The following is a 13,180-nucleotide window of genomic DNA, read 5'->3' on the forward strand; positions in this document are numbered from 1 at the left end:
CATGACACACGACTACGGACTTTATCTGCGCCAGGAAATCTTTGGCAGCCGAGGCTGGCAGGTGCCCGACACCTATGATCTGTTCCTGTCCGCGTTCAACCTCGGCGAACGAACCGTCGAGGTATACGAGCGCATCCAGGCGACCGAGAAAGTTTGGTTGATTCACGAGGAATACGGTCTTTCTCAGGCTGAGTTGCCAGATACCCAAAAATTTGCATCCGCGAACTTGGACGAGGCGACCTACTGCAAGGCCCTGATAGATGGTCTGCTCGCAAGTGGTAAATTAAACGCCGGGTCAACGCGGCTATGCATAGACATCACCGGGTTGCTCCGACCTCATTTAATGCTCATTACGCTCTACTTGAAGCGCCTCGGTGTTCGCGTTTTCGACATGCTGTATGCGGAGCCTAAACACTACGCTCTCAAAGAAAAAACACCGTTCTCAACAGGGTCAATACTCGAGGTGCGCCCTGTACGTGGTTTCGAGGGAGCTTCTAGCTTGCGTGGTGGCCAAGACTTTCTAATTGTTGGAATGGGGTACGATGATCGCCTGCTTGCCGCGGTCGCTGAGAACAAGGACAAGGCCGAGAAACACCAAGTATTCGGCCTCCCGTCGCTGCGAGCCGATATGTATCAAGAGAGCGTACTGAGATCGCGTCGGGCAGCCGACGAGCTCGGCGACCCTAACTTCTCCGAAACGCATCGATCATTTGCCCCCGCCAATGATCCTTTTGGCACCGCGTCAGTGCTAGGCGAGATCGTCGAGCAGAGATTGGCTCAACATCACAGTACCAGCGTGATGCTTTGCCCGCTTGGCACAAAGGCACAGGCACTCGGCTTCGCTCTCTACCATATCTTCGAGGGCGAGCGGCTTGGCGCTCGCATCGTTTTCCCTTTTAGCGAGGGATATTCCCCAAAAACTGGAACCGGTTTAGCACGTGCTTGGCTTTATCGCGTTGAGCTTTGATGATACTACCGGACTCAGGCTACCAGTTCGGCAGCTCTTGCGGAAGGTTTTCGGAAACCTGTCACTCCGTAAGTTGTCGATTTCCGACCATTCGAGGCCATTCCGCATTTGAGACTTGAAGGTCTGCTCACCTCGCAACCGGTCATTCGCTTCCCGGCTAACGGATGCTTGGGAGGGGCACCAGTATTAAGAGGTCCAGCGCGGCTGCCCCGGCATACCGGACCAGCTCGCGTTCGCCATCAACGTGTGAATTTGCGGCGTTGGCGCCACGGCAGCAACGCCGTTATAGGGTTCCGCGGAATAGTGAGGAGGCCCTATGATAGCGTGCGAGTTTTGCGCCGAGTTTCAGACGGACGGGCCGTCCCGGTTCCGGTCGTCTTACCGAGGCGTCGCCGCCCACCGGGTCGTGGCACGGTCGGACAGGTTCGTAGCGGTGCCGACCATCGGGCAGATGCTTGAGGGAAGCTTCTTGATCATCCCCATAGAGCACGAAGAAACCTGTGCGGGGATGGACGACGACGCGCGCGCCGAGATGCTGGAACTGGCGGACGAAATGGTTGCCCGCTGCTCCAGGCTGGGAAGGCCTATCGTATTCGAGCACGGCGCCACCTCGGTGAGTGGCGGTGGCTGCGGCATCCACCATGCCCATCTCCATATAGTCCCGTTGCCTTGGGGGGTGACGCCTGCAGAACTGTTCCCCGAGTCAGCGGCAGAGGTCGCCGATCTGGCCACCGCTTGGCGGGCGCTTCGCGGATCCTCCCACTACCTGCTCATTGGTGACGGGCGGCGCGTGTTGACCCGCGACCTGACCACGCAGCCTGGCGAATTTCCGTCGCAGTTCTTCCGTCGCCGGATCGCAGAGTTCTTCGCGCTCGAGACGCCATGGGACTGGCGAAGCTATCCACCGGTTGAGGAATCGCTGGTGCGGGTTCTCGCAGAAGGCGTGGCAGATGCTGTCTAGGGCGGCCATCGCCGAGAGCATCGTGTCAGGCGCGGTTGGAATAGATCCGTATTCGGAAGTTCAACTCAGGGGCGCCAGCTACGTGCTGCGGCTTGGCCGCCGCTTTCGCCGCTGGTTGCCGGGACAGTCGGCGGTGCGAATGTGGTCGCCGTCAGCGGCCGGGACGGCGCTGGCTGCTCCCGAGGATGCGAACATCCTCACCATCGATCCGGGAGCTTTAGTCCTAGGCTGCACCTTCGAGCGGATCCGTCTTCCGGCCAACATCGCTGGTCAGATATCTCCACTCTCGCACGTTGCGCGGTTCGGGCTTGGCGTTACGTGTGGCGCTGACTTTATTAATCCGGGCTTTGGCGGGGCAACAGCCTCAATGCTTACCTTGGAACTGTACAACCACAACTCGCGACCGCTCGAGCTGCATGCTGGGGTGCCGGTCGCCCATCTTCGCCTCATCGAGATCGCGACGCAGGGCGAAGCCAGCCCGCCGCGAAGCATCTATGAGGGTAGCGATCCGCTGACCGAACCTCTCCTGTTCGAGGAGTGGAGCGCAGTTCTCTGCCCGGATGCGGATAATGCGGCGTGACCCCTAGGATATGGCCTCCCCAATGCTGCGTACCAGCGTTCGTTCATGCTGCGCTGGTGCAATTGGGTGTCGACTGTCCGTATCCCGAGGCGATACCTAGCATTTTGGGGGTGCGCGTTAGAGCCGATCAGTCGAACCCGCTAGGTCTTGCGCTGGCAGACGCGTCGCACCCAGCTGGTATCCGTGGCGCCGACGCGGAGCGAGAAGTTAACCGCATGTGCCGCGAGCTCGATACGCCGCTGCGTCTGCGGCGCGTACCTTTCAAGACAATCGTCGAGGAACTCTGGACGGAAGTGCTCGATGACGCGATGTCACGTGGAGCGGTCGTCGGACTCGGTATCGACTATAACGTGCTGATGGGCACGGTCGCATCCGACCGCTCCGCGCAGCATGTGATGCGCGTACTGGTACGCGACGGTGGGTCGATCACCATTTTTGACGATTCCGGAGAATCTGTTCCGGCGATGATTTCGGTCGATCCAGCTCGCGTGCGCGCCGCGGCGCTTCCCATTGACGACGGCCTGTGGATCATGAACAGGGGGAACGAGTTGAACTTCGCGCATACGCTGCCATGGCGGGATTGAACGACGATGCTAGGTGAAGCCGTGCTCGTCTCGGAGATGATGCACCCGAAGGCCGAGGCCGCCGTCAAAGGCGCGCTTGAGCGCTTTTACGGTTCTGACAAGATATCCGGTATCTGGCCTGCCGCAGTCTCGGCGGACCGCGTTCCGCTGACTGATGTCGAGATCGTGGTTCTGCCGCTTGATCGGATCGGCGCGCCAGCGGGGGCGAGCGGCGCAGGGGTCTATGTGGCCTACTACAGCCACAAGACTGCGGTGAAAGCGAGACTAGCCGCATCCCAGCCGCTGGTGGTCAAGATCGGGTCGCCTGCAAAGCTGCGCGAAGAGAAAAAGGGGGCTGACGCATGGCCAGCACTGAGCACTCTGCAAAGAAACAAGTTTGCCTTCCCTCTGCACCTCGACGAGGGAGACGGTGACCACGCGATCCTGCTTGCGCCATTCCAGTCTTTATCTGAACTGGCTGAAGGCGGTAGCCGGAATGAGGTTCAAGTGCGCGATCTTTGGCGTCTTCTCGACAACAAGACTGAACTCTCACCGGGTGCGCCTTCAGATTGGGAGAAGATATCGGTTCTTGTGGCGCAGGCCCTGGACGCCATCGAGCCTGCGCATCGAGCTGGACGTGCCGAGCTTCCGGCTTCGGACATTGACTACGCCTCTCAGTACGATTGGTATCTCCGCAAGACGACACTCGATGATAGCACGAGCGTCAAATATATCCCTTCGTCCCTATTTGGGGATGATGTAACGACATCAATGTTTGGTTCGTCTTGGCCGAATCCGAGCTTGATCGTTCGTAAAATTATTGACCGAGGTATGCGGTTTACCGGTTTTCTCGGCGCGGTGCATGGCGACCTCCATCCGAAGAACATCGTCCTAGGGGCGTACGACGCGGTTCAGATCATCGACTTCGGCTGGGCCGCCGTCGATCGACATATTATCCTCGACTACGTCCTTCTCGATCTTAACCTTCGCGGGACAACCCTTCCGTCGCAGATTTCCGAGAAAGCTATCCTCCAGCTCGCTGGCTTCCTAAGGGACGCTGACGACGTCGATGGGTTGCCGGAATCTGTGCGCGCGCGTGCCCGCATCATTCGCGACGTTATCTGGAAGAAAGCGCGCGGGCGGGCGATCGTGGGAGACTGGGACCACGAGTACCTCGTCCCGCTATTCCTGGTCGGTTATGGTCTGCTTGTTCACCTCGACAGTGCGCGCAACCAGCCTGCGTTGGTCGCAACGGTACTACAGCTTGCCAGAGAGCTTGAGACCATCGTGCCGTCGGATATAGCTGCATGAGCACGGTGAGTGCCACGAGGAGACTTGTCGACGTCGGTGAGTTCGGACTCCTCGAGAAAATCATGCTACCACTCGCGATGTCGGCTGACGGCCTTACGCAGGTTGGTGACGATTGCGCGTTCATCGAGGCGGGCAACGAGACGCTGGCAGTCACTGCCGATGTGGGGCCACGTCCACTCGTCCGCAGCCTTGCGGCCTACCGCGACGACTGGGAAGCATCGGGTTGGCTCGCCGTCGTTGCAACGGCGAGCGACATCGCCTCCGCCGGTGCCAAGCCACTTTTTCTTACCAATTGCATCGATGCCCCGGCGGATCTCCAGGTCGACATTCTCGAGCGCTTCATGCGTGGCTACTTCCATGCGATGGGGGAGTTCGGGTTCCGGAACGGTGGCGGGGACCTGAGACACGGTCCCGAGCTTGCCGCACGCGTCTTTGGTGTCGGCACGCTGGGAGGCGTACGCAGGATCGGTCGCGCAGGCGCCCGACCTGGCGACCGGCTGGCGGTCGTAGGGCCGGCAGGATCGTTTATGTCGCGCTATCTGCTGGCGGCTGAAGAGGAGCGCGCCAGCGCAGGCTCGTCGGTGCCGTCACCGAAAGATGATCGTCTAAGGCTCCCCAAGCCGCAGATCGAGGCGATGCGGCTGCTCGCTGAGCACGACCTCGTCCTAGCGGCCTCAGACACTTCGGATGGTCTGCTTGGGGCCATCGAGAACATCGGGAGGGCCTCGCGTTGCGGGTTCGACCTGGAATTGCACGACGATCTTCTGCGGCAAGAAGTGAGAAGCGCGGCAGCCTTGCCGCGCGTCGCTAGCGTTTGGAACCTGTTCTTTACTTGGGGCGACTGGTCTGTCGTCGTCATCGTCGAGCGCGAGCGCGCTGCCGAGTTCGAGCGCATTTGCAGCCAGCATTCATTAGACTGGCGACCGCTCGGCTGGGTCACCGCCGAGCCGGGCGTGATGGACGCAGTCCTCGATGGCTGTGAATACGCTGTCACGCCCGTCAGAAATGAGAACTTCGTAGACCGCGGATTTAACGCGGGCCTTCAGGGGCACCTCGATTACATCCTGTCCACTCCCATACTCGTGCAAAGGAGCGCTGATGAGCGTCAGCCCTGAACTCCGTCTGATACTTGCAACTGATGCGGACGGCCTTCCGCCCGAGCTTGGGACGACGGGCTTTGTTCCAATGGACCATGGTGCTGCGATCGGATTCTTGGAGCAGGCTGGTGTGTGGTTTGGCCCCCGTCGTGTGCTCGAAGAGCGCGAGGACTACCGGCAGATCATTCCGTACATTGTCCTGCGTATCGGTGATCGCGTCGTGCGGTACACGCGCACGCCCGCGGGCGGTGAGACGAGGTTGCATGGCCGCATGTCAATCGGGCTCGGCGGACATGTGGATCTCGTCGACTCGAAAACCTCGGGCGATAGCTTCCAGTTGCTTGGCACCGTCGAGCAAGCAGCGGAGCGCGAACTGCAGGAAGAACTCGGCGAGGTGACGTGTGAGCGTCGTCGTTGGGTCGGGCTGCTGGTCGACAACGAGACGGCGGTCGGCAGGGTTCATATCGGACTGATCGGGATCTGGGACATTAGCGGGCTTCCCGATCGTGAGGTCGAGGACGCGGTGGGCGAGGTCGAGCTAGTTTCGCTGTCCGACCTTCTACAAAATGCTGGAATGCTCGAGACCTGGTCCGCGATGCTTTTGCCGTGGCTCGAAGGCGAACTGGCGGAAGTCGGTCGCTCTGAACTGCTTACCTAGGTGTTTCAACTCACGGCTTAATGACGCGATCCTTTCGTTCGCATGGAAGGATCGTTTTTGGGACGGCTTACGACTGCTCGGCCCGCGCTGACGGATTGTAAGCGTGATGTGGAGGCCGCAGATTATGCTGCCTGCGCAATCGGCTGATCTGCCGGCGACATCCAGTTCCAGGGCATGAGTTCGTCCCATCGGCTGGCAGGCCAGTCTGCCGCGACTTTGGCGATGACGTCGGCGATATAGGCCTGCGGGTCGACGCCGTTGGCCTTGCAGGTCTGGATGACGGTGTAGATGGCCGCGGCGCGCTCGCCACCTGCGCGCGAGCCGGCGAACAGCCAGTTGCGGCGCCCGACCGCGACACCGCGTAGCGCACGTTCAGCGATATTGTTATCTATCTCCAGGCGACCATCGTCGAGGAAGCGCGACAGTGCCGGCCAGCGCTTGGTGCCATAGGCGATGGCCTTTGCCATGTCGGACCTGGACGACAGCCGACGCAAGGCGGCGTCGAGCACCTCGCGCAAGGCGTCGACCAGCGGCCGACTCTTCTCCTGTCGGGCTCGACATCGCACGTCGGGTGGTTGGCCGCGGACCTCGGCCTCGACGGCATAGAGCGCGCCGATCCGCTCGAGGATGTCGGTGGTCAGCGGCGTGGGCGACCGCTCGTGCAGATCGAAGACCTTGCGCCGGAAATGTGCCCAGCAGGCGACCTCGGTGACGCCGCTGCGGTACAGCCCGTCATAGCCGGCATAGGCATCGGCCTGGAGGAAGCCACGAAACCCCGCGAAATCGGCCAGCGGGTGCGCGGCCGTACGGTCTGGCGTGAAGCGATACCAGGTCGCGCGCGGTGCCGTGCTGCCGGCCGCCTGGTCGTCGGCCGCGTACACCCATAACCGCCCGGTCGCGGTCTTGCCCCGGCCGGGGTCGAGCACCGGCACGGGCGTGTCATCGGCATGGATCTTGTCGGCCTTGAGGACTTCGTCACGGATGCGGTTGACGATGGGATCGAGGAGTGCCGCAGCCTGTCCGGTCCAGCCCGCTAGCGTCGAGCGGTCGATGTCGAGACCCTGCGCGGCCATCATCTCGGCCTGGCGGTATAGCGGCAAATGGTGGTCGAACTTCGAGACGACGACATGCGCCAGCGTCGCGAAGCTGGCCTTGCCACGCGCCACGGCGCTGACCGGGGCGGGAGCCTGGACGATCTTCTCGCATACCCGGCAACTGTATTTGGGGCGGACGTTGCGCACGACGCGCCAGCGCACCGGCACGATGTCGAGCATCTCGTGCGCGTCCGAGCCGAGCGCGCGCAATGCACCGCCACAGTCCGGGCAGGTGCAGGCACCTGACGCCGGCTCATGGACGACCTCCTCGCGCGGCAGATGTCCGGGCAGACTGCGGACGGGCACCGGCCGAACCGCCACGCCACGTTCAACCATTTCAGGCCCAGGCGCATCGCGCTCGGTCTCGAGTTCCTCCAGCGCCAGCTCGAGCTGCTCGATTTCGCGTCCCAGCTTCTCGGACGAGGCACCGAACTGCATCCGCCGCAGCCGGGCGATCTGTCCGCGCAGAGTATCGATGAGCAGGTCGCGGGCGGCGAGTGCGGCATTGGCCCGGGCGAGCGAGGCCTCCAGCGCGGCGATCCGCGCGGAGGCATCGGCAGGGGAAACGGGCGCTTCCGACACCCCGTTTCCATAGCAGATTGCAGGTCAACAAGCGAGGGAAAGTGCCGAAAAACTGCCGTTCTCACCCCACCAGCGTCGGCGTGAACGTTCGCTCGGGGCGGCGCCAGTCGATGCCCTCCAGCAGCATCGACAATTGCGCCGGCGTCAGCACCACCGTGCCGGTCGCGGTCACCGGCCAGACGAAGCGGCCACGGTCGAGCCGCTTGGAAAACAAGCAAAGTCCCTGGCCGTCGAACCACAGCAGCTTGACCAGATGCCCCCGCTTGCCGCGGAACGCGAACAGCGCACCCGAATGCGGGTTCTGCACCAGCACCTGCTGCACCAGCACCGCCAGGCCATCGAACCCCTTGCGCATGTCGGTCACGCCGCACGCGAGGAACACCCGCGTCGGCAACGGCACCGGGTTCACCGCAGCACCGACAGCACCCGTGCCAGCGCCCCTGCATCCACACCTGCGTCGACGCTTACCCGCACGCCGCCCGGCAGCTCGATGTGGATGAGCCCTGACGAACCTGCCACCGGCTGCGGTGCTGGCGGCGTCAGTTCCGCCACCTTCACCTCGGCAAATACCGGCAGCGACGGCATCGCCCCGGCCAGCTTGCCTTCGCGCAGCTGCTTGCGCCATGTGTAGATCAGGCTGCTCGATACCTCGCGATGCGCGATGACATCGCAGACCCGAACCCCCGGCCGGAATGCCTCGGCCAAAATCTCCAGCTTCTCCGTGTCCGACCATCGACGCCGGCCTGATACCCGGCCGACCACCTCTATCCGACCAGTCATACGAGTGCTCGTATGACTGGTCGTAGAACCGATAACTTCCTGCACCGCCCGCGCCCTCGTCAAAGGCGGCAAGCATCCCGGCTACCGGCGCTACCGCAAGGCGGCCTGCTGACCACGCTTACTTGACGCTCGCCGCACGGATTCCGAACCGTACATGAACGAACGTCTGAAGTTGGGAAGCGACGAAGATCGCGCGAATGACCAGTTGTGGGTCCAAGCTGCCGAGGTTCCGTTTAGCGCCGATGGCCTGCCAGGAACGTCCACATCGCCTCATTGTCGACGACTGACCAGCTGTGCTGTCCGCCGCGTGTCACACGCGCTGCAACCGCCGCCCCGTCTGGGCACCGTGCGTAACCTTGCTCGTAGATCATAGCGCTCAGATTGCGAGCAAAAGGTTGGGAGCAGCCGTTTAGCACGGCCCAGTGAACCGCGCCGGGTTTGTCGGAGGCTCCAACTCCTGAGAGGAAGGGGCTATGACGAGCAAGACCACGAACAAGTTTTCGCCTGAGGTGCGCGCGCGCGCCGTGCGGATGGTGCTGGATCACGAGAAGGATCACCCGTCGCGCTGGGCAACGGTGGTGTCGATTGCAGCGAAGATTGGCTGTGCCGGCCAAACTCTGCACGAGTGGGTGAAGAAGGCCGAGGTCGATAGCGGCACGCGTGTCGGCGTGCCGAGCGATGTTGCCGACCGGATGAAGGCGTTGGAACGCGAGAACCGGGAGCTGCGCCAGGCCAACGAGATACTCAGGAAAGCGTCGGCGTATTTTGCGATGGCGGAGCTCGACCGCCGAGCGAGGTGATGGTGTCGTTCATCGACGCGCATCGTGAGGTGTACGGGGTCGAGCCGATCTGCCGGGTTCTGCCGATCGCCCCATCCACCTACCATGCGCATGCAGCCAGAAGGATTGAGCCGACCAGGAGGTCGGCTCGGGCTCGGCGTGATGATGCGCTCGGGCTGGAGGTGCGCCGCGTGTTCGAGGAGAACTTCCGCGTCTACGGCGTGCGCAAGGTCTGGCGCCAGCTGCGGCGGGAGGGGTTCGACATCGCCCGCTGCACCGTTGCCCGCCTGATGCGGACGATGGGCTTGGCCGGCGTGATCCGCGGCAAGCCGGTGCGCACCACTGTCAGCGACAGGACGGCGTCATGCCCGCTCGACCGGGTAAACCGGCAATTCCGTGCGCCGGCGCCGAACATGCTCTGGGTGTCGGACTTCACCTACGTCGCGACCTGGGCAGGCTTTGTCTACGTCGCCTTCGTCATTGACACCTATGCCCGCCGGATCGTCGGCTGGCGCGCCAGCCAGAGCGCGCATGCCGGCTTCGTCCTTGATGCGCTTGAGCAGGCACTGCACGACCGTCGGCCACTTCGGGGTGGCGGCCTCGTCCACCACTCCGACCGCGGCAGCCAGTATGTGTCCATCAAGTACACCGAGCGCCTCACCGAAGCGGGCATCGAGCCGTCGGTCGGAAGCGTCGGAGACAGCTACGACAACGCTTTGGCCGAGACCATCAACGGCCTCTACAAGGCCGAGGTGATCCACAAGCGCGGACCCTGGCGCAGCTTCGAGGCCGTCGAATACGCCACGCTGGAATGGGTCGACTGGTTCAACCATCGCCGGCTGCTAGAACCCATCGGCAACATCCCGCCTGCCGAAGCCGAAGAGCAATTCTATGCTGCCGCCAACATCATCGATATGGCAGCGTGACTCACATCCAATGGCCTCCGGCAAACCCGGAGCGGTTCACAGCGTTGTAGAGCCACGGTCTGGGCATATTGCCAGTAGGAGGCCCCGCCCCCGGTGATCGGGTTTGTGGAATCAGCATCGCCGGCAAAAGCTAGAACGGGCATCGGCACTTCTGGGCGACAGGTTGCGGGATCGGCTTGCGTTCGATCGGACGCGAGCGGGCGTCCGGCGCGCAGTCCGACGACTGGCGCAATCGCAGCGAAACGTCGAGGGGCGACGCAGCCAAGCCAGGAACTCATCCGTCCACCACCTGACAAGCCGGTTACGTATATGCGTGTGCCGTCGACACAGCCGGTTGCGACAAGCCGGTCGGCCAGGTCCGTCAGATAAGCCACATCGTCGCGTGCGCCCTTTGGCGGCAAGGTACCCGCCACCGTAGGGACGCCAGGAATATTCCAGACAAAGCCGTGAGTTGCTGCCATACCGCCGTCAGGCGCTACGACCACAAAGCCATGCCGATCCGCCGTGTCAGCAAGATGGCTATCGCGCAGTATCTCTGCCCTGGTGCCTGTGCTGCCGTGCAGTAGAATCACAAGCGGCATGGGCTCGGCTGTGGGCGCCACGGGAAGGTAGACCAATGGTCGTTCGGGTAAGGCGTCAACGTCGCCAAGGCGGTACTCGGCATGAGCGACAGCAGCACCGAAACAAAGGCTCAGGGCAATCAGAAGACGAAGAATTACCATATTTCCGATCCCCGAGGTCAGCCAGTTGCTCTCAGAAGCGATTACAACACCAATGGATGGGTGTCCAAAGCTGGCAGCAGGCGTGGTCGCCGTTACGATCTGCTGTGGGTGGGCTTGCAGTGATTGTGGCCGCGGATCACGCCTGGATATTGAACAAGACCGAAGCACGGCTTGTTTCGGTAGAACATTCACCAACTATCCGCCTAATAAAGGCATTTTCTGCCTTCAAACCTGCCCACCTCAGTCAGCCTAACCACCGCGCCAAGCCTCCATAGCATCGCGGTACCTTCTCTCTTGGTCCGCGCGCGCCTTCTTGAGCCGTTGGCGCTCTCGATCATGATCGTCTTCCAAGGCTTGGCGTTCCTTTCGGAGCGCTGCCTCGCGGGCGACCAGATCACGCCGCGCCGCATCGTATCGTTGCTCGGCTTCCTCGATTAATTGTACCGCCTGATCGAGTTTTGACCGAGACGGGCGAGGCTTTGGCTTTGTGGGTCGGGGCTTCGCCTTAGGCAGATAGGCATCCGTCTTATTCGTCGGCTCGCGTTTCGGGTTCGCCGGTAAAGCGGCCATGTGCTCATCCATGGTTCCACGGATTTTGCGGACGACTTGGCCCGGGTGCGTCAACGGCTCCTTCATCAGCGTGGCGTCAGTAACCTCTTCCGCCATACCGCGAGCGAACAGGTCCGCATCCGCACCCCAGGCTTGCAATGCGGCCTTTCGGCTAGGCGCTGCGACATAGGCGTCGTAAAACCCTATCGGTGTGCGGAATACCTTCAGCTTGCGCGCCATAGCGTCATAACGCGCCGCAATCGCTGGGGATCAAAAACCAGGCCATCGGAGACAATATGAATGGTTCTCCTTTCTGAGGGTGGCCGGTAGCCCCCCAACGAAAGGTTTAAGGCACCCCGAATCGCCAATCTCATTAGGTTTAGATGCAATGCACGGTGTCCCAATCGACGCAGGTTCGACGCCAAAAATGGGACCGAATTTGATGTGGGCCACGTGGGGGCCACGAATTATGACGCTGGCGAAAACCCGAGCTTTTCTGCGGCCTGAATCGAATGATGTGAGTCCTGTAAGCGCACCATCGACACGTAGTTGAAACTACGTCATTTTTACCTATCCCGCGAAAGCATATGACTGGCCGTCTCCGGTGACAGTCCGATGCAATGCAACGGGTGCCATAGCTTCCAGATCGGAAATGATGCCGGTCAGAGCCGTCACGACGGTCGGAAATTCGCCGATCGCGTAGGTTTCGGTCTGACTGCCGGAACGGTGGCCCAGGAAACCCTCGAGATCCCACCGCTCGGCGCCGCGATTGCGGGCGGACCTCCGGTCTATTCCAGGCAGCATCACAAGCGCATCCCAATGCCGATGCCGACCACCAGCGGGTCGAGCGAGACGTTCACGCGCTGACGGCCCAGCGCGGCATTGTCGAGACGCGCCCTGGTGTCGATATCGATGTACTTGATGTCGAGGTTCAGGAAGACGCGGCGGGTGATGTCCATATCCACGCCAGCCTGCGCCGCCCAGCCGACGCTATCCTTCAGGTGAACCTCGGTCGGACCCACTGCAGATTGAAGGCCATCGGACGCCGCTTCGTTCCAGAAGATCGTATAGTTGATCCCTACGCCGACATAGGGGCGGACATGGCGCGTCGGCATAAGGTGATATTGGACGGTGAGCGTCGGCGGCAGGACCCAGGTGGAGGCGAGTTTGCCGATGCTGCCGGTCGTGCCCCGCACCCCGCTGATCGCGTGCTTCGTGGTGGAGGCGATCAGTTCGAAGCCGACATGGTCCGTCGCCATATAGGTCGCATCGACCTCGGGCATGACGCGGTTGTCGACCTTGACCGTCTCACCGGGAAAGGCGGGGAGGATGCTGCCCGAACGCTTGTTCGGGGCGACCAGGATGGCGCGGGCGCGGATCAGGACGTCTCCGGCACGCACCCCGACGCGTGGCGCCTCCTCCGCCCCCGCCTGCGCCCAAGCCGCTGGGGCGACCGCCACGCTGGCGAGCGCGAGCAGGACGGCGGTGGTTCTGATGGCGGTCATTTCTTGTCTCCTGTTTCGGTACAGGAGGACCGATTAGGCGCGCGCCCGGCCCGCCGCCTTGACGGTCGACAAGCGCCGGTTTGACCGCGGTCAAAGGCGCATCCGC

The 13,180-nt window shown here is 62.2% G+C and carries 15 protein-coding genes and 1 other annotated feature; of the genes, 9 read left to right on the forward strand and 6 right to left on the reverse strand.

Annotated features, from left to right (window positions below):
- Position 1: 1 nt before the first annotated feature.
- From KV697_RS11255 to KV697_RS11285, 7 genes are all read left to right on the forward strand, one after another.
- Positions 2-967: a hypothetical protein gene (locus KV697_RS11255; RefSeq protein WP_219018262.1), complete on the forward strand. Its 966-nt coding sequence runs from the start codon at positions 2-4 to the stop codon at positions 965-967.
- 433 nt (positions 968-1,400) lie between these two features.
- The gene (locus tag KV697_RS11260) at positions 1,401-1,928 is read left to right on the forward strand and encodes an HIT family protein (protein WP_257575278.1); all 528 of its coding nucleotides are present in this window, start codon (positions 1,401-1,403) and stop codon (positions 1,926-1,928) included.
- Positions 1,918-2,508, forward strand: a complete 591-nt coding sequence (locus KV697_RS11265) for a dCTP deaminase (RefSeq protein ID WP_219018264.1) — start codon at positions 1,918-1,920, stop codon at positions 2,506-2,508. Before KV697_RS11260 ends, KV697_RS11265 begins: the two co-directional genes overlap by 11 nt.
- A gap of 215 nt (positions 2,509-2,723) precedes the next feature.
- Positions 2,724-3,092 carry a hypothetical protein gene (locus KV697_RS11270; RefSeq protein WP_219018265.1) on the forward strand — a complete coding sequence of 123 codons (369 nt, stop codon included), beginning with the start codon at positions 2,724-2,726 and terminating at the stop codon, positions 3,090-3,092.
- A 6-nt stretch (positions 3,093-3,098) separates the two neighbouring features.
- On the forward strand, positions 3,099-4,382 hold the full coding sequence (locus KV697_RS11275) for a hypothetical protein (RefSeq protein WP_219018266.1): 1,284 nt from the start codon (positions 3,099-3,101) through the stop codon (positions 4,380-4,382).
- A complete protein-coding gene (locus KV697_RS11280; protein ID WP_219018267.1) occupies positions 4,379-5,497 on the forward strand; it encodes a thiamine-phosphate kinase in 1,119 nt (372 codons plus the stop codon). Before KV697_RS11275 ends, KV697_RS11280 begins: the two co-directional genes overlap by 4 nt.
- The gene (locus KV697_RS11285; protein ID WP_219018268.1) at positions 5,481-6,137 is read left to right on the forward strand and encodes an NUDIX domain-containing protein; all 657 of its coding nucleotides are present in this window, start codon (positions 5,481-5,483) and stop codon (positions 6,135-6,137) included. Before KV697_RS11280 ends, KV697_RS11285 begins: the two co-directional genes overlap by 17 nt.
- Positions 6,138-6,259: 122 nt before the next feature.
- Here the strand turns inward: KV697_RS11285 and tnpC are convergent, their stop codons facing one another.
- From tnpC to tnpA, 3 genes are all read right to left on the reverse strand, one after another.
- Entirely contained in the window at positions 6,260-7,813 is a 1,554-nt protein-coding gene (gene tnpC / locus KV697_RS11290) for an IS66 family transposase (protein WP_257575282.1), read from the reverse strand.
- A gap of 61 nt (positions 7,814-7,874) precedes the next feature.
- Positions 7,875-8,168 (reverse strand): IS66 family insertion sequence element accessory protein TnpB, encoded by a 294-nt coding sequence (gene tnpB / locus KV697_RS11295; RefSeq protein ID WP_374011412.1) that lies wholly within the window; start codon positions 8,166-8,168, stop codon positions 7,875-7,877.
- A 50-nt stretch (positions 8,169-8,218) separates the two neighbouring features.
- Complete coding sequence (gene tnpA / locus KV697_RS11300; RefSeq protein WP_219018270.1) at positions 8,219-8,593, reverse strand: IS66-like element accessory protein TnpA; 375 nt, start codon at positions 8,591-8,593, stop codon at positions 8,219-8,221.
- A 473-nt stretch (positions 8,594-9,066) separates the two neighbouring features.
- Here tnpA and KV697_RS11305 point away from each other — a divergent pair.
- Positions 9,067-10,298, forward strand: a protein-coding gene (locus tag KV697_RS11305) for an IS3 family transposase (protein WP_219018235.1) whose coding sequence is annotated in 2 segments (ribosomal slippage) — positions 9,067-9,358 and positions 9,358-10,298 — 1,233 coding nt in all. Because the reading frame shifts where the segments join, the coding sequence is not laid out codon by codon here.
- Positions 9,351-9,467, forward strand: a sequence feature (AL1L pseudoknot). (Overlaps the previous gene by 117 nt.)
- Here KV697_RS11305 and KV697_RS11310 read toward each other — a convergent pair.
- Positions 10,262-11,020, reverse strand: a complete 759-nt coding sequence (locus KV697_RS11310) for an alpha/beta hydrolase family esterase (protein ID WP_219018271.1) — start codon at positions 11,018-11,020, stop codon at positions 10,262-10,264. The genes KV697_RS11305 and KV697_RS11310 overlap by 37 nt on opposite strands.
- Between KV697_RS11310 and KV697_RS11315 the strand changes: the two genes are divergently transcribed.
- Positions 10,961-11,143: a hypothetical protein gene (locus KV697_RS11315; RefSeq protein WP_219021529.1), complete on the forward strand. Its 183-nt coding sequence runs from the start codon at positions 10,961-10,963 to the stop codon at positions 11,141-11,143. The two genes, KV697_RS11310 and KV697_RS11315, sit on opposite strands and share 60 nt — an antisense overlap.
- Positions 11,144-11,269: 126 nt before the next feature.
- Here the strand turns inward: KV697_RS11315 and KV697_RS11320 are convergent, their stop codons facing one another.
- Both KV697_RS11320 and KV697_RS11325 read right to left on the reverse strand, forming a co-directional pair.
- Complete coding sequence (locus KV697_RS11320; protein WP_219018272.1) at positions 11,270-11,809, reverse strand: hypothetical protein; 540 nt, start codon at positions 11,807-11,809, stop codon at positions 11,270-11,272.
- Between the two features lie 563 nt (positions 11,810-12,372).
- A complete protein-coding gene (locus KV697_RS11325) occupies positions 12,373-13,065 on the reverse strand; it encodes an OmpW/AlkL family protein (protein ID WP_374011413.1) in 693 nt (230 codons plus the stop codon).
- Positions 13,066-13,180: the final 115 nt, after the last annotated feature.

The sequence above is a fragment of the Sphingomonas sanguinis genome (assembly GCF_019297835.1).
Taxonomy (GTDB): Bacteria; Pseudomonadota; Alphaproteobacteria; order Sphingomonadales; family Sphingomonadaceae; genus Sphingomonas; species Sphingomonas sanguinis_D.

Excerpts from the sequence above, each read along its gene's own strand:
- KV697_RS11255 (WP_219018262.1), top strand. The coding sequence starts at position 2 with ATGACACACGACTACGGACTTTATCTGCGCCAGGAAATCTTTGGCAGC.
- KV697_RS11265 (WP_219018264.1), top strand. The coding sequence starts at position 1,918 with ATGCTGTCTAGGGCGGCCATCGCCGAGAGCATCGTGTCAGGCGCGGTT.
- KV697_RS11270 (WP_219018265.1), top strand. The coding sequence starts at position 2,724 with ATGTGCCGCGAGCTCGATACGCCGCTGCGTCTGCGGCGCGTACCTTTC.
- KV697_RS11275 (WP_219018266.1), top strand. The coding sequence starts at position 3,099 with ATGCTAGGTGAAGCCGTGCTCGTCTCGGAGATGATGCACCCGAAGGCC.
- KV697_RS11280 (WP_219018267.1), top strand. The coding sequence starts at position 4,379 with ATGAGCACGGTGAGTGCCACGAGGAGACTTGTCGACGTCGGTGAGTTC.
- KV697_RS11285 (WP_219018268.1), top strand. The coding sequence starts at position 5,481 with ATGAGCGTCAGCCCTGAACTCCGTCTGATACTTGCAACTGATGCGGAC.
- tnpB (WP_374011412.1), bottom strand. The coding sequence starts at position 8,168 with ATGCGCAAGGGGTTCGATGGCCTGGCGGTGCTGGTGCAGCAGGTGCTG.
- tnpA (WP_219018270.1), bottom strand. The coding sequence starts at position 8,593 with ATGACTGGTCGGATAGAGGTGGTCGGCCGGGTATCAGGCCGGCGTCGA.
- KV697_RS11315 (WP_219021529.1), top strand. The coding sequence starts at position 10,961 with ATGAGCGACAGCAGCACCGAAACAAAGGCTCAGGGCAATCAGAAGACG.
- KV697_RS11310 (WP_219018271.1), bottom strand. The coding sequence starts at position 11,020 with ATGGTAATTCTTCGTCTTCTGATTGCCCTGAGCCTTTGTTTCGGTGCT.
- KV697_RS11320 (WP_219018272.1), bottom strand. The coding sequence starts at position 11,809 with ATGGCGCGCAAGCTGAAGGTATTCCGCACACCGATAGGGTTTTACGAC.